This is a genomic window from Kitasatospora sp. NPDC059795 (assembly GCF_042732175.1).
In the GTDB taxonomy this organism is placed as follows: Bacteria; Actinomycetota; Actinomycetes; order Streptomycetales; family Streptomycetaceae; genus Kitasatospora.
Genome location: NZ_JBHWID010000009.1, coordinates 52,476 through 75,634, shown reverse-complemented (window position 1 = coordinate 75,634; position 23,159 = coordinate 52,476). Strand labels below are relative to the sequence as shown.

The 23,159-nt window shown below is 70.7% G+C and carries 20 protein-coding genes and 1 tRNA gene; 12 read left to right on the top strand and 9 right to left on the bottom strand.

What is annotated here, in order from left to right:
- Nucleotides 1-24: 24 nt before the first annotated feature.
- The gene (trxB, locus tag ACFV4P_RS19710; RefSeq protein ID WP_073807113.1) at nt 25-993 is read left to right on the top strand and encodes a thioredoxin-disulfide reductase; all 969 of its coding nucleotides are present in this window, start codon (nt 25-27) and stop codon (nt 991-993) included.
- A 118-nt stretch (nt 994-1,111) separates the two neighbouring features.
- The gene (gene trxA / locus ACFV4P_RS19705; RefSeq protein ID WP_033254162.1) at nt 1,112-1,438 is read left to right on the top strand and encodes a thioredoxin; all 327 of its coding nucleotides are present in this window, start codon (nt 1,112-1,114) and stop codon (nt 1,436-1,438) included.
- Nucleotides 1,439-1,667: 229 nt separating this feature from the next.
- On the opposite strand, the gene ACFV4P_RS19700 is transcribed toward trxA, so the two are convergent.
- From ACFV4P_RS19700 to rpmH, 9 genes are all read right to left on the bottom strand, one after another.
- A complete protein-coding gene (locus ACFV4P_RS19700) occupies nt 1,668-2,285 on the bottom strand; it encodes a GNAT family N-acetyltransferase (protein WP_380472748.1) in 618 nt (205 codons plus the stop codon).
- Nucleotides 2,286-2,405: 120 nt separating this feature from the next.
- On the bottom strand, nt 2,406-3,458 hold the full coding sequence (locus ACFV4P_RS19695) for a ParB/RepB/Spo0J family partition protein (RefSeq protein ID WP_380472745.1): 1,053 nt from the start codon (nt 3,456-3,458) through the stop codon (nt 2,406-2,408).
- Nucleotides 3,455-4,417: a ParA family protein gene (locus tag ACFV4P_RS19690; protein WP_380473170.1), complete on the bottom strand. Its 963-nt coding sequence runs from the start codon at nt 4,415-4,417 to the stop codon at nt 3,455-3,457. The genes ACFV4P_RS19695 and ACFV4P_RS19690 overlap by 4 nt, the downstream gene beginning before the upstream one ends.
- A 256-nt stretch (nt 4,418-4,673) precedes the next feature.
- Nucleotides 4,674-5,453 carry a 16S rRNA (guanine(527)-N(7))-methyltransferase RsmG gene (gene rsmG / locus ACFV4P_RS19685; RefSeq protein ID WP_073807107.1) on the bottom strand — a complete coding sequence of 260 codons (780 nt, stop codon included), beginning with the start codon at nt 5,451-5,453 and terminating at the stop codon, nt 4,674-4,676.
- A 139-nt stretch (nt 5,454-5,592) separates the two neighbouring features.
- Nucleotides 5,593-6,114, bottom strand: a complete 522-nt coding sequence (locus ACFV4P_RS19680) for a R3H domain-containing nucleic acid-binding protein (protein ID WP_073807106.1) — start codon at nt 6,112-6,114, stop codon at nt 5,593-5,595.
- Between the two features lie 59 nt (nt 6,115-6,173).
- Nucleotides 6,174-7,316, bottom strand: coding sequence for a membrane protein insertase YidC (yidC, locus tag ACFV4P_RS19675; RefSeq protein ID WP_380472742.1), 1,143 nt, complete (start codon nt 7,314-7,316; stop codon nt 6,174-6,176).
- A 3-nt stretch (nt 7,317-7,319) separates the two neighbouring features.
- A complete protein-coding gene (yidD, locus tag ACFV4P_RS19670) occupies nt 7,320-7,634 on the bottom strand; it encodes a membrane protein insertion efficiency factor YidD (RefSeq protein WP_073807103.1) in 315 nt (104 codons plus the stop codon).
- Nucleotides 7,631-8,059 carry a ribonuclease P protein component gene (rnpA, locus tag ACFV4P_RS19665; protein WP_380472738.1) on the bottom strand — a complete coding sequence of 143 codons (429 nt, stop codon included), beginning with the start codon at nt 8,057-8,059 and terminating at the stop codon, nt 7,631-7,633. Before rnpA ends, yidD begins: the two co-directional genes overlap by 4 nt.
- 19 nt (nt 8,060-8,078) lie before the next feature.
- Nucleotides 8,079-8,216 (bottom strand): 50S ribosomal protein L34, encoded by a 138-nt coding sequence (gene rpmH, locus ACFV4P_RS19660; protein ID WP_073807100.1) that lies wholly within the window; start codon nt 8,214-8,216, stop codon nt 8,079-8,081.
- Between the two features lie 427 nt (nt 8,217-8,643).
- Here rpmH and dnaA point away from each other — a divergent pair, with 427 nt between their 5' ends.
- The 10 genes from dnaA (at nt 8,644) to ACFV4P_RS19610 (ending at nt 22,940) form a co-directional block, all read left to right on the top strand.
- Nucleotides 8,644-10,518, top strand: a complete 1,875-nt coding sequence (gene dnaA / locus ACFV4P_RS19655) for a chromosomal replication initiator protein DnaA (protein ID WP_380472735.1) — start codon at nt 8,644-8,646, stop codon at nt 10,516-10,518.
- A gap of 1,043 nt (nt 10,519-11,561) precedes the next feature.
- Entirely contained in the window at nt 11,562-12,692 is a 1,131-nt protein-coding gene (dnaN, locus tag ACFV4P_RS19650) for a DNA polymerase III subunit beta (protein WP_380472732.1), read from the top strand.
- A gap of 147 nt (nt 12,693-12,839) precedes the next feature.
- Nucleotides 12,840-13,715, top strand: a complete 876-nt coding sequence (gnd, locus tag ACFV4P_RS19645; protein ID WP_380472730.1) for a phosphogluconate dehydrogenase (NAD(+)-dependent, decarboxylating) — start codon at nt 12,840-12,842, stop codon at nt 13,713-13,715.
- A gap of 36 nt (nt 13,716-13,751) precedes the next feature.
- Nucleotides 13,752-14,888, top strand: coding sequence for a DNA replication/repair protein RecF (gene recF / locus ACFV4P_RS19640; protein ID WP_380472727.1), 1,137 nt, complete (start codon nt 13,752-13,754; stop codon nt 14,886-14,888).
- Nucleotides 14,889-14,955: 67 nt separating this feature from the next.
- Nucleotides 14,956-15,468, top strand: a complete 513-nt coding sequence (locus ACFV4P_RS19635; protein WP_043915363.1) for a DUF721 domain-containing protein — start codon at nt 14,956-14,958, stop codon at nt 15,466-15,468.
- A 271-nt stretch (nt 15,469-15,739) separates the two neighbouring features.
- A complete protein-coding gene (gene gyrB, locus ACFV4P_RS19630) occupies nt 15,740-17,731 on the top strand; it encodes a DNA topoisomerase (ATP-hydrolyzing) subunit B (protein WP_380472724.1) in 1,992 nt (663 codons plus the stop codon).
- Nucleotides 17,732-17,768: 37 nt separating this feature from the next.
- The gene (gyrA, locus tag ACFV4P_RS19625) at nt 17,769-20,369 is read left to right on the top strand and encodes a DNA gyrase subunit A (RefSeq protein ID WP_380472722.1); all 2,601 of its coding nucleotides are present in this window, start codon (nt 17,769-17,771) and stop codon (nt 20,367-20,369) included.
- 257 nt (nt 20,370-20,626) lie between these two features.
- Nucleotides 20,627-21,253: a DUF3566 domain-containing protein gene (locus ACFV4P_RS19620; protein ID WP_380472719.1), complete on the top strand. Its 627-nt coding sequence runs from the start codon at nt 20,627-20,629 to the stop codon at nt 21,251-21,253.
- A 223-nt stretch (nt 21,254-21,476) separates the two neighbouring features.
- Nucleotides 21,477-22,850, top strand: a complete 1,374-nt coding sequence (locus tag ACFV4P_RS19615; RefSeq protein WP_380472716.1) for a class I SAM-dependent methyltransferase — start codon at nt 21,477-21,479, stop codon at nt 22,848-22,850.
- 16 nt (nt 22,851-22,866) lie between these two features.
- Nucleotides 22,867-22,940, top strand: a tRNA-Ile gene (locus tag ACFV4P_RS19610).
- Nucleotides 22,941-23,159: the final 219 nt, after the last annotated feature.

Genomic DNA, 23,159 nt, shown 5'->3' with positions numbered 1-23,159 from the left:
ACGCCATGCCAACCAGGAGATGCAGTGAGCGACGACGTCCGTAACGTGATCATCATCGGTTCCGGCCCGTCCGGGTACACCGCTGCGCTGTACACCGCGCGCGCCTCCCTGAAGCCGCTGGTCTTCGAGGGCGCGGTCACCGCCGGTGGCGCGCTGATGAACACCACCGAGGTGGAGAACTTCCCCGGCTTCCGCGACGGCATCATGGGCCCGGAGCTGATGGACAACATGCGCGCCCAGGCCGAGCGCTTCGGCGCCGAGCTGGTCCCGGACGACATCGTCTCCGTCGACCTCACGGGCGACATCAAGACCGTCACCGACTCCGAGGGCACCGTGCACCGCGCCCGCGCCGTGATCGTCACCACCGGCTCCCAGCACCGCAAGCTCGGCCTGCCGAACGAGGACAAGCTCTCCGGCCGCGGCGTCTCCTGGTGCGCGACCTGCGACGGCTTCTTCTTCCGCGACCAGGACATCGCGGTCGTCGGCGGCGGCGACACCGCGCTGGAGGAGGCCACCTTCCTCTCCCGCTTCGCCCGCAGCGTCACGATCGTCCACCGCCGCAACACCCTGCGCGCCTCCAAGGCCATGCAGGAGCGCGCCTTCGCCGACCCGAAGATCCGCTTCGAGTGGGACAGCGCCGTCGAGGAGATCCACGGCGACCCGAAGCTCAGCGGCGTCACCCTGCGCGACACCAACACCGGCGACCTGCGCGAGCTCCCGGTCACCGGCCTGTTCATCGCCATCGGCCACGACCCGCGCACCGACCTCTTCAAGGGCCAGCTCGACCTGGACGCCGAGGGCTACCTCAAGGTCGACGCCCCCTCCACCCGCACCAACGTCCCCGGCGTCTTCGCCGCGGGCGACGTGGTCGACCACACCTACCGCCAGGCGATCACCGCCGCCGGCACCGGCTGCTCCGCCGCGCTGGACGCCGAGCGCTACCTCGCCGCGCTGACCGACGCCGAGGCCGAGACCGCCGCCGTCGCGGTCTGACCTGCCGGGGGCCGAGCAGCCCTCCGGCCGGGGGCGGCCACCGTTCCGGCACCGAAACAGAACCGCCCCCGCCGTTGTTACACCTCTCGCACCTCACCTCCGACCCCAAGGAGTTCCCGTGGCCGGCGCCACCAAGGAAGTAACCGACGCGACGTTCGACGCCGAGGTTCTCAAGAGCGACAAGCCCGTCCTGGTCGACTTCTGGGCCACCTGGTGCGGCCCGTGCCGCCAGGTCGCCCCGGTCCTGGAGGACATCGCGGCCGAGCACGGCGACAAGCTCTCCGTCGTCAAGCTCGACGTGGACGCCAACCAGGAGACCGCCGCGGCGTACAACGTGATCTCCATCCCGACCCTGAACGTCTACAAGGGCGGTGAGCTGGTGAAGACCATCACCGGCGCCCGCCCGAAGGCCGCGCTGCTCCGCGAGCTGGCCGAGTACCTGTAGTCCGTTCCGGACGCCGTCACCGAGGCGGCCCGCCCGGGGAGTCCCCTCCCCCGACGGGCCGCCTCGGTGTTTCCGCAGCCCCGTCTCCACAGCCCCGTCTCCACAGCCCCGTCTCCACAGCCCCGTCTCCACAGCCCCGTCTCCACAGCCTCCTGATTCTTCGTCAGGACGCCCCGGGAGCCCGGCGGCCCGCTCCGCACCGAAGGGCCCGGAGCGGAGAACGCCTCCCTCAGAACGGCCGCAGCACCGGTTCCTTGCGCCGCCCGCCGAGCAGCCGCTCCAACGCACCCTCCATGTCGCCCCGCCAGGACAGCGTGGAACGCGCCTCCAACCGCAGCCGCGGGTACCGGTGGTGCGGCCGGACGGTCTTGAAGCCGACCGCCAGCAGATGGTCGGCGGGCAGCATACAGCTGGGGACCTCGCTGCCCTGCGCACCGAACGCCTCGATCGCACGGAAGCCGCGCCGGATCAGGTCCTTGGCCACCGTCTGCACCAACACCCGGCCCAGGCCCTGCCCCTGAAACTCCGGCAGCAGCCGGGAGACCATCAGCTGCACCGCGTCCGGGGAGATCGGGCTGGTCGGGAACGACTGGCCGCGCGGCACGTACGCGGGCGGAGCGTAGAGCACGAAACCGGCCGGACGGCCGTCCACGTAGACGACTCTGCCGCAGGACCCCCAGTCCAGCAGCACCGCGGAGATCCAGCCCTCCTTCTCCAACTCGCCCTTGCCGGCGTCCTGCGCGGCCCGCCCACTGACCGGGTCGAGCTCCCAGAACACGCAGGAACGGCAGGTGTTCGGCAGATCGGAGAGGTTGTCCAGCGTCAGCGGAACGACCCTTCGCCCCACGCCCGTACCTCCTCCTCCACGCGGAAACGGCCCAGGAGTCCAGTCTGCGCCGCCCAACGAAACGGGTGCACGTTTCACGTGAAACATGCACCCGTTGTTCGCCGTTCGGGGTCGCCGACGTCAGGACAGCCGCAGCCCCTGCTCGCCCGGCGCGAGGCTGTCCAGGATCCGGTTCAGGTCCTCGGCCGAGGCGAACTCCAGCACCACCTTGCCCTTGCCGATCCGCCCGTCGCGCTGCGCGGCCTCGACCTTGACCCGGGTCTCGAAGCGGTCCGAGAGCCGGTCCGAGAGCTCGGTGAAGGCCGGCGAGTCCATCCGGCCCGCCCGCGGGGCGGCCTTCTTCGGCTTCGGCGTGCCACCGGCCATCAGCCCGGCGATCTCCTCGGTGGCCCGCACCGTCAGTAGCTCGGCCACCACCCGCTCGGCCAGCAGCTCCTGACCCGCCGCGTCCGGCACCATCAGGATCGCCTTCGCACAGCCGGCGCTGACCGTCCCGGCCGCGACCTTCAGCTGCACCGAGACCGGCAGCTTCATCAGCCGCAGCGTGTTGGACACGTGCGAACGGGACTTGCCGACCCGGGCGGCCAACTGGTCGTGCGTGCAGGCGAAGTCGCGCAGCAGCTGGTCGTACGCGGCGCCCTCCTCCAGCGCGTTCAGCTCGGCCCGGTGCAGGTTCTCCAGCAGCGCGTCCAGCAGCAGCTTGTCGTCCTCGGTGGCCCGGACGATCGCCGGGATCACGTCGAGACCGGCCTCCCGGGAGGCCCGCCAGCGGCGCTCACCCATGATCAGCTCGTAGCGCTCCGGCCCGGTCTGACGGACCACCACGGGCTGCAGCAGGCCGACTTCCTTGATGGAGCTGACCAGTTCGGCGAGCTTGGTCTCGTCGAACACCTCGCGCGGCTGGCGCGGGTTGGGGCTGATCGAGTCCAGCGGCAGCTCGGCGAACCGGGCACCCTCCACCGGGGACAGCGCCGCCTCCAGCACGCTGCGGCGCTTGTCGCCGGCCAGCTCCCGCAGACTCTCCGCGGCGGCCTTGGCGGCCACCGTGCCGCGATCGGTGGGAACCACCGGGGCCGGCGGGTCCGCCGGTGCGGCCGTTCCCCCGGCCGCCGGCTGGGCCGCCGGGATCAGCGCCCCCAGACCCCTGCCCAGCCCCCTGCGCGTACCACTCACCGATTGCCCTCCATCGAACTGTGCTGTGCCGTCGGCGCGGACGGCTCCGCGCCGCTGCGCGGCGGAACGACCGCCGCGCCTGCCCGGTGACGACCGCCCTCGGCCTTGACGACCGCCCGCAGCGCCAGCTCGCGGCCGGCCTCCAGGTAGGAGAGCGCGCCGCTGGAACCGGGGTCGTAGGTGAGCACGGTCTGCCCGTAGCTCGGGGCCTCGGAGATGCGCACCGATCGCGGGATGGCGGTGGGCAGCACCTCGTGCGCGAAATGCGTCCGCACCTCCTCGGCGACCTGCGCGGCCAGCCTGGTCCGGGCGTCGTACATGGTCAGCAGGATGGTCGACACGTGCAGCGCCGGGTTCAGGTGCGCCCGCACCAGCTCCACGTTCTTCAGCAGCTGGCCCAGGCCCTCCAGCGCGTAGTACTCGCACTGGATCGGGATCAGCACCTCCTGACCGGCCACCATGGCGTTGACGGTCAGCAGCCCGAGCGAGGGCGGACAGTCGATCAGCACGTAGTCGAGCGGCTGCTCGTAGGCGGCGATGGCCCGCTGCAGTCGGCTCTCCCGGGCCACCAGCGAGACCAGTTCGATCTCCGCGCCGGCCAGGTCGATGGTCGCCGGGCAGCAGAACAGCCCCTCGACGTCCACCACCGGCTGCACCACGTCGGCCAGCGGCTTGCCCTCCACCAGCACGTCGTAGATCGACGGCACCTCGGCGTGGTGGTCGATGCCCAGGGCGGTCGAGGCGTTGCCCTGCGGGTCGAGGTCGATGACCAGCACCCGCAGGCCGTGCATGGCGAGCGAAGCGGCCAGGTTGACGGTGGTGGTGGTCTTGCCCACCCCGCCCTTCTGATTGGCCACCACCATGACCCGGGTGACGGCGGGTCGGGGAAGCCCCTCCCCGGCGTACCCGGTGACCGGGACGGTGGCGTGCGCGGCACGTGCGACGGGGGTTTCATCCACCTGATCGACGATCTCCGACTCCTGCATGGGGGTCAGTGTTTCACGTGAAACCGGAGCCGCGACAGTCACTGCCCGGTCCCGTTCACGGGTCCGCTGCAGCTCCTGATCAAGGACGCCGGTCAACAGGAAGCGACGTTTCACGTGAAACACGATGCCCGGAATGTCCGGGTCCACCGGGCCGACACTCCGGGGCGCCGACAAGCGAACGGGGCGGGTGACCCGATCGCCACCCGCCCCGCCGACACATCCTCAGAACTCAGCGCCGCCCGCGGCCGCCACCACCACGACGGCCCCCGCCCTCGGCGCCCTTGCCGCCGCGACCGGCCCGGGCCGCCTTGGCCCGCCGGGTCGCCGCCCTGACGCCGCCCGGGCTCTCGCCGGCCTCCACCCGGACCACCCGGGTCTGGGTCTCCAGCACGCCCTCACCGACGCCGATCACCGACCACTTCACCGCGCCCAGCCGGGTCAGCGCCGCCCGCGAGTCGGTCAGCTCCTGCTCCGCGGTGTCGCCCTTCAGCGCCAGCATCTGGCCGTAGGGCCGCAGCAGCGGCATGCCCCAGCCGGCCAGCCGGTCCAGCGGCGCCACCGCGCGGGCGGTCACCACGTCCACGGCCAGCTTCCCGACCGTCTCCTCGGCCCGGCCGCGCAGCACGGTGACGTTGTCCAGACCGAGCTCGCGGACCACCTCCTCCAGGAAGGTGGTGCGCCGCAGCAGCGGCTCCAGCAGCGTCACCGAGACGTCCGGCCGGGCCAGCGCCACCGGGATGCCGGGCAGACCGGCACCGGAGCCGACGTCGCACAGCGAGACCCCGGCGGGCAGCAGCTCGGCCAGCACCGCGCAGTTGAGCACGTGCCGGTCCCACAGCCGGGGCACCTCACGCGGACCGATCAGTCCGCGCTGCACTCCGGCGGTCGCCAGCAGTTCGGTGTAGCGCACGGCCTGCGGCAGCCGATCACCGAAGACCCGTCCCGCCGCCTCCGGGGCTTCGGCCGGCCCCTCCAGCGGCGCCTCGGGCACCGTGCCGTCCCTGTCCATCTCTGCCTCTCCGCTCACCGTCGAATCCACCCACCCGTCCCACACTGTTCCACGTGAAACATCAGTCCACCGCAAAGGCAACGACCCCGCCCGCGAGAGGCGGGCGGGGTCGGACGCCGTTCCGACGGCACCACCGGCATCAGGCCGGCAGTACGACCACACAGCGCTGGGGCTCCTCGCCCTCCGACTCGCTGCGGAGACCCGCGGCGGCCACCGCGTCGTGCACCACCTTGCGCTCGAACGGGGTCATCGGCCGCAGCTTGACCTGCTCGCCGGTGCTCCTGACCCGCTCGGACGCCTCGGCGCCCAGCTCCGCGAGCTCGGCCCGCTTGCGGGCCCGGAAGCCCGCGACGTCCAGCATCAGTCGGCTGCGCTCACCGGTCTCCCGGTGCACGGCCAGCCGGGTCAGCTCCTGGAGCGCCTCCAGCACCTCGCCGTCCTGGCCCACCAGCCGCTGCAGCGTCCGGTCGTCGCCCTCGCCGACGATGGAGACCAGTGCCCGGTCCCCCTCGACATCCATGTCGATGTCGCCGTCCAGGTCCGCGATGTCCAGCAGACCCTCCAGGTAGTCGGCGGCGATGTCACCCTCGCGCTCCAGACGCGCAAGGGCGCTCTCACCGGCCGGCGCGGTGTCGACGGCGGAAGTGGTGCCATCCGTCACAGGTGGACTCCTTCAGAAATGGGGCCCTCGGATCGGGGGCCGAGAACGAGGGGTCGGGACTACTTCTTCTTCGGCCGCTGGCCCTGGCCGCCGCGCCGCGGCTGCTGGCGCTGGCCCTGGCCCTGTCGGTCCGCCGGCTTCGCCCCGTCCGGCTTCGCATCGGACTTCCCGGCCTCGGCCGGTTCGGCGTCCGCCTCGTCCGCCGGGCCCGACTCGTCCGCGCCGTGCGCCTGGTGCGCCGCCGTGGCCTGCCGCTGGGCCTTGCTCTGCTTGCGCGGCTGCTGCCGGCGCACCTGCACGCTCTCCTCGGCCACCGCCTTGGCCTCGGCCTCCGCGCTGTTCTTGGAGCCGGTCAGCGAGGCCAGCACGCCGACCTTCTTGATCGAGCCGTCCGGGTTGATCCGGCCCTGCTTCTTCAGCCGCGCCTGACGCTCGTTCCAGGCCTGGCTGCCGGGCGTCGGGTTGTTGCGGATGACGATCAGCTGCTGGCCCATCGACCAGACGTTGGTGGTGAGCCAGTAGACCAGCACACCGACCGGGAAGTTGATGCCCATGCCCGCGAAGATGATGGGGAAGACGTACATCATCATCTTCTGCTGCTGCATGAACGGCGTCTTGACCGTGAGGTCCACGTTCTTGGTCATCAGCTGGCGCTGCGTGATGAACTGCGACAGCGACATCAGCACGATCATGACCGCGACGACGATCTGCACCTGCAGGCTGTCCGCGCCGACGAACTTCGCCGACAGCGGGGCGCCCAGGATGTGCGCCTGCTTGGCGCTCTCCAGCAGGCTCTGGTCGATGACGCCGATCGGCTTGTCGTTGGCGACCGAGGCCAGCACACCGTAGAGAGCGGTGAAGAACGGCGCCTGAACGATGATCGGAAGGCACGAGGAGAACGGGTTGGTACCCGCGTCCTTGTACAGCTTCATCATCTCTTCGGACTGGCGCTGCTTGTCGTTCTTGTAGCGCTCCTGGATGGCCTTCATCTTCGGCTGGATCGCCTGCATGGCCCGGGTCGCCTTGATCTGCTTCACGAAGAGCGGGATCAGGCAGATCCGGATGACGACCACCATCATCACGATGGACAGGCCCCAGGCCCAGCCTCCGTCAGGATCGAAGACGTGGCTGAACAGCGAGTGGAACTGGACGATGATCCAGGACACCGCGTAGTAGAGGGGACTCAGAAAACCGAAGGTCACCGGTCAGACTCCTTGGACGTCGGGCTTCGCCACCGGCTCCGGCTCGGCGGTCCCGCTCGTGGGGCTCAGCAGATTGCGCAGCCGGCGATGCCACACCGGGTGCTTTCGCGGAGGAACATGGTCGACCCCACCGGGAGACCAGGGATTGCAGCGCAGGATGCGCCAGACGGTCAGCCCGCCTCCCTTGATCGCCCCATGGACGCGCACCGCCTCGTACCCGTAGCGGGAGCACGAGGGGTAGTAACGGCACACCGGGCCGAGCAGCGGACTGATCGTCCACTGGTAGAGCCTGATCAGGCCCATCAGCAGGTACTTCATCGCCCTGTTCCCGTCGGGGCACTGCCGGCCGGTTCCGACCTGAGCAGGCGACGCAACGCCGCGTCCAGGTCGTGTCCGAGTTCTGCGTACGAGGCCGTCGCCGCAGCAGGCAGCGCCCGTACCACTATCAGGCTACCTGCGGGCAACCGGGACAGGCGCTCGTGGACCAGGTGGCGCAGCCGACGCTTCACCACGTTGCGCACCACAGCAGGCCCCACGGCCTTGCTCACGACGAAACCCGCACGCGCCGAAGGAAGCCCCTCGGCGACGTGCGGGCGGGAGTCGCTGTTCCGGTCGGCGCCCTCGTCGGATCCAGTCTCTCTGTGGAGGTGGACCACCAGAAGGGGCCGACCGGCGCGGCGACCGCGTTTCACCGCGGTCGCGAAGTCCTGGCGCCGCCGCAGCCGATTCTCGGTGGGCAGCACTGCAGACCCTTTTCGCGGATCAGGCGGACAGGGCGCTGCGGCCCTTGGCGCGGCGCGTCGCCAGGATGGCGCGACCGGCACGGGTACGCATGCGCAGCCGGAAGCCGTGGGTCTTGGCGCGACGACGGTTGTTCGGCTGGAAGGTGCGCTTGCTCACTCGGGGGCTCCTGGGGTGAATCGTAGGATGACGGGGGGTCGCTTGGCCGTCACCGTGCGTCCGCGCGATCTCCCCTTGCACTTGGGAAATCCCGTCCCGGGACCCAGATCTGCTGGACCGGGACCACCACGGCGCCCGTGCTGCGCGCGTCATGGAAGCGGGCGGACCCGCGGACATGCGGCAGCGGCCATCGACAACTCGACCTGGTTACGGTACGTGGCATCGGGTCCGAGGGTCAAACCCGGTGGATGTCGGCCCGTTGCCCACAGCCTGTGGACAACGACTTGAATCAGCTCTGCGCGCTGACTACCGTTGCAGGACTTGTCTCTTTTGTTCTGTGCCGGCGGCCGCCTCCGTGCCGCAGCGCCCCAACCTCTCCCGCCCTTGACTGACTGCCCCTGCTCGGGGAACGAGAAAGCGTGTACCAGTGGCTGATGTCAACAGCGATCTCGTCCTGATGTGGTCGAGGGTCGTCGAGCGACTGGTCAGCGACAGCGATGTCGTGGAGAAGGACAAGCAGTGGATCCGCCGCACCCAGCCGATGTGGATGATGCACGACACGGCCCTGCTCGCGGCGCCCAACGAGTTCGCCAAGCACGTGCTGGAGGGCCGGCTGCTGCCGCAGCTGACCGAGGCCATCTCGCAGGAGTTCGGCCGCCAGGTGCGGATCGCCGTGATGGTGGACGCCAACGCCGCCCCGCCCGCCGAGCCGGAGCCCGAGCCGGAAGCCGGTGGCGCCGAGCAGTGGCCGCACCCGCGGGGTGAGCAGGGTTACCCGTCCGAACAGGGCTACCCGTCCGAACAGGGCTACCCCGCTGATCAGGGCTACCCCGCCGAGCAGCAGGGCTACCAGTCCGGCCCCGCCCACCAGCCGCAGCCGGGTGCCTGGCCGGGCCGTCCCGTCGACGACTACCAGCGCCCCGCGTACCAGTCGGGCTACCCGCCGGCCGAGCCCTACGGCTCGGTGCCGCAGGACCCGTACCGGGAGCAGCCGGACGCGAACGGCGGCAGCTGGGAGCCCCAGGCGCCCGAGCGCCGTCCGGAGCCGGCCCCGCGGCGGACCAGCCGTCCGGGCCCGGACTCCGCCCAGGGCGACCTGTTCGGCGGCGCGCTGGGCTCCCCGGACGAGGACCGGCCACGGCACGGCGGCTCCCGGCGGGGCGCCCACCGACCGACCGACCGACCGGCCCCGCCCGAGCGGCGACCCGCCCCCGGCGTCCCCGCCCCGCCCGGCGCTCCCCCGGCCGGCGGCTCGCGCAAGGACGAGCCGAACGCCCGGCTGAACCCCAAGTACCTGTTCGACACCTTCGTGATCGGCGCCAGCAACCGCTTCGCGCACGCCGCGGCGGTGGCCGTCGCCGAGGCCCCGGCCAAGGCGTACAACCCGCTGTTCATCTACGGCGAGTCCGGCCTCGGCAAGACCCACCTGCTGCACGCCATCGGGCACTACTCGCGCAGCCTGTTCCCGGGCACCCGGGTGCGGTACGTGAGTTCGGAGGAATTCACCAACGAGTTCATCAACTCGATCCGGGACGGCAAGGCGGACGCGTTCCGCAAGCGCTACCGGGACATCGACATCCTGCTGGTCGACGACATCCAGTTCCTGGCCAGCAAGGAGTCGACGCAGGAGGAGTTCTTCCACACCTTCAACACCCTGCACAACGCCAACAAGCAGATCGTGCTCTCCTCGGACCGGCCGCCCAAGCAGCTGATCACGCTGGAGGACCGGCTGCGCAACCGGTTCGAGTGGGGCCTGATCACCGACGTCACCCCGCCGGAGCTGGAGACCCGGATCGCGATCCTGCGCAAGAAGGCGATCCAGGAGCAACTCAACGCTCCCGCCGACGTGTTGGAGTTCATCGCGTCCCGAATCACTCGCAACATCCGGGAGTTGGAGGGCGCGCTGATCCGGGTCACCGCGTTCGCCAACCTGAACCGGGCGCCGGTCGACCTGGAGCTGGCCGCGGTCGTCCTGAAGGACCTGATCCCGGGCGGGGACGAGGACGCCGGGCCGGAGATCACCGCGCAGGTGATCATGCAGCAGACGGCCGCCTACTTCGGCCTGGGCGTGGAGGACCTCTGCGGATCCTCGCGCAGCCGGGTCCTGGTGACGGCCCGTCAGATCGCGATGTACCTGTGCCGGGAGCTGACCGACCTGTCGCTGCCGAAGATCGGTGCGCAGTTCGGCGGCCGGGACCACACCACGGTGATGCACGCGGACCGGAAGATCCGCTCGCTGATGGCCGAGCGGCGGTCCATCTACAACCAGGTCACCGAGCTCACCAACCGCATCAAGAGCTAGCCGCCGAACGGCAGTTGACGCATCGAGGAGGGGAGTCCGGCCGAGCAGGCCGGGCTCCCCTCCGGCGTGCCCGCCCAAGGCCTGCCCAAGGCTGCCCAGGACCCGCCAGGAGCTTCGCCGCGGGCTTCGCGGAGCCCGTCCGAGGAATCCGGGCGGCCGGCGGGTGTGTGGAAGGACCGTCGGCGGGGCAGGAATCGTCCGAACGGCCGGGGCGGCCGATCCGCCGCCCGCCCGAACATGTGCTCAGCAATTCGAACCGTTCGGGTGCGTACTGGAGTTGTCCACAGGAACGGGTGATTTTCCCCGTCCACAGGCTCCACCGGCCGAAAGTTATCCCGAGGTTCCTCCACAAGGGGATCGCAGCTACGCTCTTCGGCGCAGGTCAGACCCCTGTGGACTTGTGCACAACAGTTATCCACAGCCTGTGGAGAACTGAGCAGCCGTCAGGATGGCCTCAGAGCTGTCCACAGCTCGTCCACAGGACGCGGGCAGTTGTCCCCAGGTTTTCCACAACGGCGTCCACAGTTCGACAACATCAACTCCCTTGTCAGGCCTGGGTGTGAAAGGCGTCACGTGAGGTTGATCGACGCCCGTGGATAACCCGGACGATTTCTGTGGATGAACCTGGGGACAACCTGTGGATACCGAGGGTGCCCTGTGGATTACGCTCCGCTGTCCACAGCGGGCCCTGCTTGTCCACAGCGGCCGTCCACAGTCACTGTGGACAAAAAACCGGCTCTGACCTGCGGAAACGGGGTTATCCACGGTATCCACAGGCCCTACTACTACTGCTACACATAGAGACCAGGTGACTTGATCAACAGTGGGGGTGGCCCGAATCTGTGGACAACCGGGCCCCGACATCTGTTCGGCCTGCTTCCGCCCATCTGCCCCGACTGTCGGCCGAGTACGTCAGACTGTCCTTCGGCACCTGGAAGCCGAGCGGAGCGAATCCGGTCGGCGGGGAGCCGGAAGACGATCAACAGCGCCGGTCGGACGTACGAGCCGACGGCGCGGCGACAGCAGCCAGGAGGCGGTTACCGGTGAAGTTCCGGGTGGAGCGTGATGTCCTCGCGGAGGCGGTGGCCTGGGCCGCCCGCAGCCTCCCCGCGCGGCCGCCGGTGCCGGTGCTGGCCGGCCTGCTGCTGACGGCACAGGAAGGCACGCTGGCGCTCTCCGGGTTCGACTACGAGGTGTCGGCCCGGGTCGAGCTGGAGGCGGACGTCGAGGAGGCCGGCACCGTCCTGGTCTCCGGCCGCCTGCTCAACGACATCTCGCGCAACCTGCCGAACCGCCCGGTGGAGATCTCCACCGACGGCATGCGGGTCAGCGTGGTCTGCGGCAGCTCGCGGTTCACCCTGCCGACCCTGCCGGTCGACGAGTACCCGTCGCTGCCGCAGATGCCGACCGCCACCGGCACCGTCCCGGGCGACGTGTTCGCCTCGGCGGTCAGCCAGGCCGCGGTCGCCGCCGGCCGCGACGACACCCTGCCGGTGCTGACCGGCGTCCGGGTCGAGATCAACGGCAGCGGGATCACCCTGGCCGCCACCGACCGGTACCGGTTCGCCGTCCGCGAGCTGCTGTGGAAGCCCGAGCAGGACGACATCAACGCCGTCGCGCTCGTCCCGGCCAAGACCCTGCAGGACATCGCCAAGTCCCTGGGCAGCGGCGACCACGTGTCGATCGCGCTGTCCACCGGCGGTGCCGGCGAGGGCCTGATCGGCTTCGAGGGCGCCGGCCGGCGGACCACCACCCGCCTGCTGGAGGGCGAGTTCCCGAAGTTCCGGTCGATCTTCCCGACCGAGTTCTCGGCGGTTGCCGCGGTGCAGACCCAGCCGTTCCTGGAGGCGCTCAAGCGCGTCTCGCTGGTGGCCGAGCGCAACACCCCGGTCCGGCTGAACTTCGAGCAGGGCGTGCTCACCCTGGAGGCCGGCTCGGGCGACGACGCCCAGGCCTCCGAGCGGGTCGACGCGGACCTCGAGGGCGACGACATCTCGATCGCGTTCAACCCCGGCTACCTGGAGGAGGGGCTCAAGGCGATCGACGCCGCGTACGCGCAGCTGAGCTTCACCACCCCGACCAAGCCGGCCCTGCTCACCGGCAAGGCCGCGGTCGACGCGGAGCCGGACGAGGCCTACCAGTACCTGATCATGCCGGTCCGGCTGTCCGGCTGACCCGAAGTCACCTCCACAGGGGCGCGAGAGGCACCGGCCTCCGCGCCCCTGTGGCTGCCCGGAGCGGCCTGATCGTCGGCGTAGGCTCGGGGAAGAGCGCGGCAACGGCGCCGCCGTCAGGCACGACACCACAGTGAAGGACTTGTCATGGAGCTCGGCCTCATCGGTCTCGGCAAGATGGGCGGCAACATGCGCGAGCGCATCCGCCGCGCCGGCCACACCGTCATCGGCTACGACCGCAACCCCGACCTCGCCGACGTCGACAGCGTGGAGCAGCTGATCGCCAAGCTCGAGGGCCCCCGCGTGGTGTGGGTGATGGTCCCGGCCGGCGGCCCCACCCAGGAGACCGTCGAGCACCTGGCCGAGCTGCTCTCCCCCGGCGACGTGGTGGTGGACGGCGGCAACTCGCGCTGGACCGACGACATCCAGCACGCCGAGCTGCTGGCCGCCAAGGGCATCGGCTTCGTCGACTGCGGCGTCTCCGGTGGCGTCTGGGGCCTGGAGAACGGCTACGCGCTGATGTACGGCGGCGACGCCGCGCACGTCGCGAAGGTCCAGCCGATCTTCGACGCGCTCAAGCCCGAGGGCGAGTTCGGCTCGGTGCACGCCGGCAAGGTCGGTGCCGGCCACTTCGCGAAGATGGTCCACAACGGCATCGAGTACGCGATGATGCAGGCCTTCGCCGAGGGCTGGGAGCTGCTGGAGGCGGCCCCCGAGGTCACCGACGTGCGCGAGGTCTTCCGCAGCTGGCAGGAGGGCACCGTCATCCGTTCCTGGCTGCTCGACCTGGCGGTCCGGGCGCTGGACGACGACGAGCACCTGGCCAGGCTCAAGGGCTGGGCCGCCGACTCCGGCGAGGGCCGCTGGACGGTCGAGGCCGCGATCGACCACGCGGTGCCGCTGCCCGCCATCACCGCCTCGCTGTTCGCCCGCTTCGCCTCCCGCCAGGAGGACTCGCCGCAGATGAAGATGATCGCCGCGCTGCGCAACCAGTTCGGCGGCCACGCGGTCGAGTCCAAGTAAGTACCCACGGCCAGAAGGCGAGCGCAGTCCACCGTCATGCACGTCGCGCACCTGTCGCTCGCCGACTTCCGTTCCTACGCCCGGGTCGAGGTTCCGCTCGACCCGGGCGTCACCGCGTTCGTGGGGCCCAACGGGCAGGGCAAGACCAACCTGGTCGAGGCGATCGGCTACCTCGCCACGCTGGGCAGCCACCGGGTCGCCACCGACGCCCCGCTGGTGCGCCTGGGCGCCGAACGTGCGGTGGTCCGGGCCAGTGTGGTCGGCCAGGGCGGCCGGACCACCCTGGTGGAGCTGGAGATCACCCCCGGCAAGGCCAACCGGGCCCGGCTGAACCGCTCCGACAACGTCCGCCCGCGCGACGTGCTGGGCGTGCTGCGCACCGTGCTGTTCGCCCCCGAGGACCTCACGCTCGTCAAGGGCGACCCGGGCGAGCGCCGACGCTTCCTGGACGAGCTGCTGACCGCCCGCGCGCCCCGGCTGGCCGGGGTCCGCTCCGACTACGAGCGGGTGCTGAAGCAGCGCAACGCCCTGCTGAAGACCGCCGCGACGGCCCGGCGGCACGGCGGCGGCAAGGCCGCCGACCTGGCCACCCTGGAGGTCTGGGACGGCCACCTGGCCCGCACTGGCGCCGAGCTGACCGCCTTCCGGATCCAGCTGGTGGCCGCCCTCCAGCCGCTGGTCGCCGAGGCCTACCGCCAGCTCGCCCCCGATGCCGGGGAGACCGTGCTGGAGTACCGCCACTCCTTCGAGGGCGAGCTGCCGAGCAGCCGCGAACAGGCCGAGCACCAGCTGCTGGACGCCTTGCAGGCGGCCCGGCCGCAGGAGGTCGCGCGCGGCCTGACCCTGGTCGGCCCGCACCGCGACGAACTGCTGCTGCGACTCGGCCCGCTGCCCGCCAAGGGCTACGCCAGCCACGGCGAGTCCTGGTCGTACGCGCTGGCCCTGCGCCTCGCCTCCTACGAACTGCTGCGTTCCGAGGGCGGCGAACCGGTGCTGATCCTGGACGACGTCTTCGCCGAACTGGACGCCCGCCGCCGGGACCGGCTGGCCGAGCTGGTGGCCGGCGGCGAACAGGTCCTGGTCACGGCCGCGGTCGCCGAGGACGTCCCGAAGGCCCTCACCGGCGCGCGCTACGCGGTCTCCGACGGCGCCGTGGCCCGGCTCACGCCGTGAACCCCGCCGAGCCCGTACCCTGGACCGCTCGTCGAGTCGGTTGTCCACAGCCTGGGGATGGAGCGTGATGTCGGAGGGCTCGGAGCTTTCGGGTGTGGACCTGGCCCGGGTGGCGCTGCGCGCCGCCAAGGAGCAGGCCCGCCAGCGCGGAGAGCAGGTGCGCGAGCGCCGGGAGGCCAAGCGCACCGGCCTGCGCAGCGGGGCCCGCGCGGACGGCCGCGACCCGGTGCCGCTGGGCGCCGCACTGAACCGGCTGATCACCGAACGCGGCTGGGAGGCCCCGGCCGCGGTGGGCGGTGTGATGGGCCGCTGGTCGCAGATCGTCGGGCCGGACATCGCTGCGCACTGTGAACCCAAGTCGTACGCGGAAGCCGAGGCGGTGCTCACCGTGCAGTGCGACTCCACCGCGTGGGCCACTCAACTCCGGCTGCTGGCGCGCCAGTTGGTGGCCCGACTGAATCACGAGCTGGGGCACGGCACGGTCCGCGTGATCAAGGTGCTGGGCCCGGACGCCCCGGTGCGCGGTTACGGGCGGTTGCGGGCGCCCGGCAGCAAGGGACCCGGGGACACCTGGGGCTGAGCCCGGTGGAGCGGACCGGGGCCCTCCGGAATCGCTGACGGCCCGTCCAGGCGCTCTGAGCCCCCCTGCCAAGTATCGGGACTCGTCCCGAGGGGATTCAGGGCGGCACATCTGCCCTCAGGGGCTGCCAAACGCCCCTCTCTGTCGCTCGTACCGGTAGACTGAACCGCAAACACCGTTGCGTAGAGCAACAGAGTCGAAACGCCGTGGTCGCACACCTGCCCGGGAAGCGGGAAGGGGCGCGGCCCCGCTGTGCCAGAGAGGGCGCTTCGTGGCCGATTCCGGCAACCCCAGCCAGACCCCAGACCCGTCCGACAACAAGGCGTACGACGCCAGCGCGATCCAGGTGCTGGAGGGACTCGACGCCGTCCGCAAGCGCCCCGGCATGTACATCGGCTCGACCGGCGAGCGCGGCCTGCACCACCTGGTCTACGAGATCGTCGACAACTCGGTCGACGAGGCGCTGGCCGGCCACGCCGACACCATCGACGTGACGATCCTGGCCGACGGCGGCGTGCGGGTGGTGGACAACGGCCGAGGCATCCCGGTCGGCATCATGCCCGGCCAGGACAGGCCGGCCGTCGAGGTCGTGCTGACCGTCCTGCACGCGGGCGGCAAGTTCGGCGGCGGCGGCTACGCGGTCTCCGGCGGTCTGCACGGCGTCGGCATCTCCGTGGTGAACGCGCTCTCCAACCGCCTCGCGGTGGACATCCTCACCGACGGCGCCCGCTGGACGCAGGAGTACAAGGCCGGCGCCCCGACCGCCCCGCTGGCCAAGCACGAGGCCACCGAGGAGACCGGCACCACCGTCACCTTCTGGGCCGACCCGGAGATCTTCGAGACCACCGTCTACTCGTTCGAGACGCTCTCCCGGCGCTTCCAGGAGATGGCCTTCCTCAACAAGGGCCTGACCATCTCGCTGACCGACGAGCGCGCCGAGCACGCCGACGAGGAGGGCAAGCCGCTCTCCGTCACGTACAGGTACGACGGCGGCATCGCCGACTTCGTCGCCCACCTCAACTCCCGCAAGGGCGAGGTGATCCACCCCTCGGTGATCGACTTCGAGGCGGAGGACAAGGACCGGCGGATCTCCGCCGAGATCGCGATGCAGTGGAACTCGTCCTACACCGAGGGCGTGTACTCGTTCGCGAACACCATCCACACCCACGGCGGCGGCACCCACGAGGAGGGCTTCCGGGCCGCGCTGACCGGTCTGATGAACCGGTACGCGCGCGACAAGAAGCTGCTCCGCGAAAAGGACGACAACCTCTCCGGCGAGGACATCCGCGAGGGCCTGACCGCGATCATCTCGGTCAAGCTCGGCGAGCCGCAGTTCGAGGGCCAGACCAAGGACAAGCTCGGCAACACCGAGGCCAAGACCTTCGTGCAGAAGGTGGTCAACGAGCACCTGGCCGACTGGCTGGACCGCAACCCCAACGAGGCCGCGGACATCGTCCGCAAGTCCATCCAGGCCGCCAGCGCCCGGGTCGCCGCCCGCAAGGCCCGCGACCTGACCCGCCGCAAGGGCCTGCTGGAGTCCGCCTCGCTGCCCGGCAAGCTCTCGGACTGCCAGTCCAAGGACCCGGCCGAGTGCGAGATCTTCATCGTCGAGGGTGACTCCGCCGGCGGCTCCGCCAAGCAGGGCCGCGACCCGCGCACCCAGGCCATCCTCCCGATCCGCGGCAAGATCCTGAACGTCGAGAAGGCCCGGATCGACAAGGTGCTGCAGAACACCGAGGTCCAGGCGCTGATCTCGGCCTTCGGCTGCGGCATCCAGGAGGACTACGACGCCGAGAAGCTCCGCTATCACAAGATCGTGCTGATGGCCGACGCCGACGTCGACGGACAGCACATCCGCACCCTGCTGCTGACCCTGCTGTTCCGCTTCATGCGCCCGCTGGTCGAGGCCGGGTACGTCTACCTGGCGATGCCCCCGCTGTACAAGATCAAGTGGGGCCGGGACGAGTTCGAGTACGCCTACTCCGACCGCGAGCGCGACGCGCTGATCGCGGCCGGCGTCGAGGCCGGCCGCCGACTCCCCAAGGACGACGCCATCCAGCGCTTCAAGGGCCTCGGCGAGATGAACGCCGAGGAACTCCGCGTCACCACCATGGACGCCGCGCACCGCCTGCTGCTCCAGGTCACCCTGGAGGACGCCGCCCGTGCCGACGACCTGTTCTCCGTGCTGATGGGCGAGGACGTCGAAGCCCGCCGCTCCTTCATCCAGCGCAACGCGAAGGACGTCCGCTTCCTGGACGTCTGACGTCCGCCAAGGATCGTTGAAAGGAAACTGACCACCAGTGGTCGACGACAACCGTCCGGACGGCGGCGAGCAGCCCGAGGACAGCACCACCCCCACCCAGAGCGGCAACCGGGTCGAGCTCATCGAGCTCGAGACCGAGATGCAGCGCTCCTACCTCGACTACGCGATGAGCGTCATCGTGTCGCGCGCCCTGCCCGAGGTCCGCGACGGCCTCAAGCCGGTGCACCGACGCGTGCTCTACGCGATGTACGACGGCGGCTACCGGCCCGAGAAGGGCTACTACAAGTGCGCCCGCGTGGTCGGCGACGTGATGGGTAACTACCACCCGCACGGCGACACCTCGATCTACGACACCCTGGTCCGCCTCGCCCAGACCTGGTCGATGCGGATGCCGCTGGTCGACGGCAACGGCAACTTCGGCTCCCCGGGCAACGACCCGGCCGCGGCGATGCGCTACACCGAGTGCAAGATGATGCCGCTCGCCATGGAGATGATGCGCGACATCGACGAGGACACCGTCGACTTCGCCGCCAACTACGACGGCCGCCAGCAGGAACCCACCGTCCTGCCCGCGCGCATCCCCAACCTGCTGATCAACGGCGCCACCGGCATCGCGGTCGGCATGGCCACCAACATCCCGCCGCACAACCTGCGCGAGGTCGCCTCCGGCGCGCTCTGGGCGCTGGAGCACCCCGAGGCCTCCAACGAGGAGCTGCTGGAAGCCCTGATCGAGCGGATCAAGGCCCCCGACTTCCCGACTGGCGCGCTGATCGTCGGCCGCCGCGGCATCGAGGACGCCTACCGCACCGGCCGCGGCTCGATCACCATGCGCGCTGTGGTCGAGGTCGAGGAGATCCAGGGCCGCCAGTGCCTGGTCATCACCGAGCTGCCCTACCAGGTCAACCCGGACAACCTCGCCCTGAAGATCGCCGACCTGGTCAAGGACGGCCGGATCGCCGGCATCGCCGACGTCCGCGACGAGTCCTCCTCGCGCACCGGCCAGCGCCTGGTCATCGTGCTCAAGCGCGACGCGGTCGCCAAGGTCGTGCTCAACAACCTGTACAAGCACACCGACCTGCAGACCAACTTCGGCGCCAACATGCTGGCCCTGGTCGACGGCGTGCCGCGCACCCTCTCGCTGGACGCCTTCATCCGGCACTGGGTCGCCCACCAGATCGAGGTCATCGTCCGCCGGACCACCTTCCGGCTGCGCAAGGCCGAGGAGCGCGCCCACATCCTGCGCGCGCTGCTCAAGGCCCTCGACCAGATCGACGCGGTGATCGCGCTGATCCGCGCCTCGGAGAGCGCCGACGCCGCCCGCACCGGCCTGATGCAACTGCTGGAGATCGACGAACTCCAGGCCAACGCCATCCTCGAGATGCAGCTGCGCCGCCTGGCCGCCCTGGAGAGCGCCCGCATCCTCAGCGAGCACGACGAGCTCCAGACCAAGATCAACGAGTACAACGCGATCCTCGCCTCGCCCTCCCGGCAGCGCGAGATCGTCTCCGAGGAGCTCACCGCCATCGTCGAGAAGTACGGCGACGAGCGGCGCTCCACCCTGATCCCCTCCGACGGCGACCTCTCCATCGAGGACCTCATCGCCGAGGAGGACATCGTCGTCACCATCACCCGCGGCGGCTACGTGAAGCGCACCCGCTCCGACCTCTACCGCTCGCAGAAGCGCGGCGGCAAGGGCGTGCGCGGCGCGCAGCTGAAGCAGGACGACATCGTCGACCACTTCTTCGTGACCACCACGCACAACTGGATCCTGTTCTTCACCAACAAGGGCAGGGTCTACCGCGCCAAGGGCTACGAGCTGCCCGACGCCGGGCGCGACGCCCGCGGCCAGCACGTCGCCAACCTGCTGGCCTTCCAGCCGGAGGAGCACATCACCCAGGTGATGGCGGTCCGCACCTACGAGGACAAGCCCTACCTGGTGCTCGCCACCCGCGGCGGCCTGGTCAAGAAGTCCCCGCTCAAGGACTACGACTCCCCGCGCTCCGGCGGCCTGATCGCGATCAACCTCCGCCAGGACGAGGAGGGCCGGGACGACGAGCTGATCGGCGCCGAGCTGGTCTCCGCCGACGACGACCTGCTGCTGATCTCCAGGAAGGCCCAGTCGATCCGCTTCAAGGCCACCGACGAGGCCCTCCGCCCGATGAGCCGCGCCACCTCCGGCGTCAAGGGCATGTCGTTCCGCGAGGACGACGAACTGCTGTCGATGAACGTGGTCCGGCCGGGGACGTACGTCTTCACCGCCACCGACGGCGGTTACGCCAAGCGGACGTCGGTCGACGAGTACCGTGTCCAGGGACGCGGCGGATTCGGTATCAAGGCTGCGAAGATCGTCGAGGGCCGGGGCTCGCTGGTCGGCGCCCTGGTGGTCGAGGAGACCGACGAGATCATGGCCATCACGCTCTCCGGAGGAGTGATCCGGACCAGGGTTTCCGAGGTTCGTGAAACCGGACGTGACACCATGGGCGTCCAACTGATCAACCTCGGAAAGCGCGACGCGGTGGTGGGCATGGCCCGCAACGCGGAAGCCGACGAGGAGGAGGGCGCGGACCTCGACGCCGAGGCGACCGAGACCGCGACCGCCACCGAGCACGAGGCGGACGGCACGCCCGACCAGGGCTGACGCACGACCGCGACCGTGGTGCCCGTTCCGCTTCCGGCGGGGCGGGCACCGCGGGTTGACCGCAGGCCAACCGGGCAGGCGGAGCGAGCACAACACGGACCAGGCGGTTCGATCGGCCTGGCGGACGGTTCGGGAGGACCACGGTGAGCGGAGCCACGGGTGCTGGAGGTGCCACGGGCGGGCTGTCGGGCGGACCGGGCGGGACACCGTACGGTGCGCCGCAGCGCCCCGAGAACCCTGCCACGTCCACCTCGGTGATGCCCCAGGCCGGCCAGGGCGCCGCCGCCCAGCCGGGCTACGGCGGCCAGACCCCGCCCGCCCCCGGCAACGCGCCCGCCGGCGGCTTCTCCCAGCCCACCACGTACGCCAAGGGCCAGCCCACCCCGGCCCGCGGCACCCTCACCGGCGGCCCGGGGCCCCAGGGCGGCGCTCCCGGCGCCCCCGGCGGTCAGGGCGGCGGCCAGGCCCGTCGCCCCGGCGGCCCCGCGCAGAGCGCCGCCGGCGGCACCGGCCGGGTCCGCCGGGCCCGGCTGCGGATCATCAAGGCCGACCCCTGGTCGGTCATGAAGGTCAGCTTCCTGCTCTCGCTGGCCGTCGGCGTGATCGTCATCGTGGCCTCCGCGGTGCTCTGGATGACCCTGGACGGCCTCGGCGTCTTCGACTCGCTGACCAGCACCCTCAAGGACGTCACCGGCACCGACAGCTCCGGCGCGTTCAACCTGATGGACTACATCGGGTTCGGCAAGGTCATGATGTTCACCACCCTGATCGCGGTGGTCGACGTGGTCCTGATGACGGCGCTCTCCACTCTCGCCGCGTTCATCTACAACACCGCGGCCGGCTTCACCGGCGGCATCGAACTCACTCTGGCCGAAGAGGACTGACCCCGCGTCAGTTCGGCGGAATTCCCCGGGCCCCGAAGGCTGTTGAAGCCTTCGGGGCCCGTTCGTCGTCTCCGGCGGCAATCGGGTGACCGGGCGGCGCGCCGGGATCCGCGGCACCGCTCCCGCATGGACAAATGGAATACGCGAACGAGCACGGGGCCGGCCGGCCGCGACAGCGGACACCGGGCGGCCCGGACGGGTACGGCCGGTCGGGAGGTCCGTGATGGCGGAGAACGCACAGCAACTGGTCCGAGCGCTCGAAGGCCTGATCGGCCGTCGGCTCCCCCTGCGGGTCCGCACCTGGGACGGCTCCCAGGCCGGCCCGCCCGGCGCGCCCACCGTCGTCCTGCGCAACCGGCGGGCCCTGCGCCGACTGGTCTGGTCCCCCGGCGAACTCGGCCTGGCCCGCGCCTACGTCTCCGGCGACCTCGAACTCGACCCCGGCACCGACCTCTACGAGGTGCTGGACGCCGTCGCCGCCTTCGCCGAGGACCCGGACGTCCGCGCCCTCCAGCTCGGCCCGCGCCGACTCCTCGGCGCCCACGGCCGCCGACTGCTCGGTACCGCCCTGCGCCTGGGCGCCCTCGGCCCCGCGCCCACGCCCCCGCCCGAGGAGGTCCGGGGCCGCCGCGGCAGCGCACACAGCCGCCGCCGCGACCGCGCCGCGATCAGCCACCACTACGACGTCGGCAATGACTTCTACGGCCTCGTCCTCGGTCCCACCATGGTCTACTCGTGCGCCTACTGGACGCCCGCCGCGAAGAGCCTGGAGGACGCCCAGGAGGCCAAGCTCGACCTGATCTGCCGCAAGCTCGGCCTGCGCCCCGGCATGAGGCTGCTGGACGTCGGCTGCGGCTGGGGCTCCCTGGTCCTGCACGCGGCCCGCCACTACGGCGTCCGGGCGGTCGGCGTCTCCATCTCCACCGAACAGGTCGCGCTGGCCCGCGAGCGGGTCGCCGAGGCCGGTCTGACCGACCGGATCGAGATCCGGCTGCAGGACTACCGGGAGATCCCCGACGGCCCCTTCGACGCCGTCTCCAGCGTCGGTATGGCCGAGCACGTCGGCTCGGCCCAGTACCTGGTCTACGCCCGCCACCTGTACGACCTGCTCGCCCCCGGCGGCCGCCTGCTCAACCACCAGATCGCCCGCCGCCCGCTGGAGCCCGGCGAGAAGTACCGGCTCTCCCCCTTCATCGACCGCTACGTCTTCCCCGACGGCGAGCTCTCCCCCGTCGGCACCACCGTCACCCGACTGGAGGAGGCCGGCTTCGAGGTGCGCGACGTCGAGGCCCTCCGCGAGCACTACGGGCTCACCCTCCGTGAGTGGGTCGCCAACCTGGAGGCCCACTGGCCCGACGCCGTCTCGCTGGCCGGTCGCGGCCGGGCCCGGGTCTGGCGGCTCTACATGGCCGCCTGCGCCCTCGCCTTCGAGCAGAACCGCATCGGCATCAACCAGGTCCTCGCCGTCCGCCCCACCCCCGCGGGCGCCTCCCGGCTCCCCGCGACCCGCGCCCAGTGGCTCGCCGAACCCCCTGAGCAGCACCGTCCGACGGACGCCGCGGATACGGATTTGGGAGATCGGCCATCGGTCCGCTAATCTTTCAGTGCGGCAAGGGCCTATAGCTCAGACGGTTAGAGCGCTTCCCTGATAAGGAAGAGGCCACAGGTTCAAGTCCTGTTAGGCCCACCGGCGCGAAGGCCCCGATCACCTGGTGATCGGGGCCTTCGACATTTTCCCCGTAACCTCCGGCCGCGACGGCTCGTTGAGCCTGGTGCGCAGAGGCGAAACACAGGGTGAGTTGACTCGAAACTGATGTGAAGTCGGGGACAGCCGGGCGACAGACCCGGTCATTGGGTGACGTGGGACACAGCGCGACCTCTGCTCCGGCCGGCGGATGACCGGCCC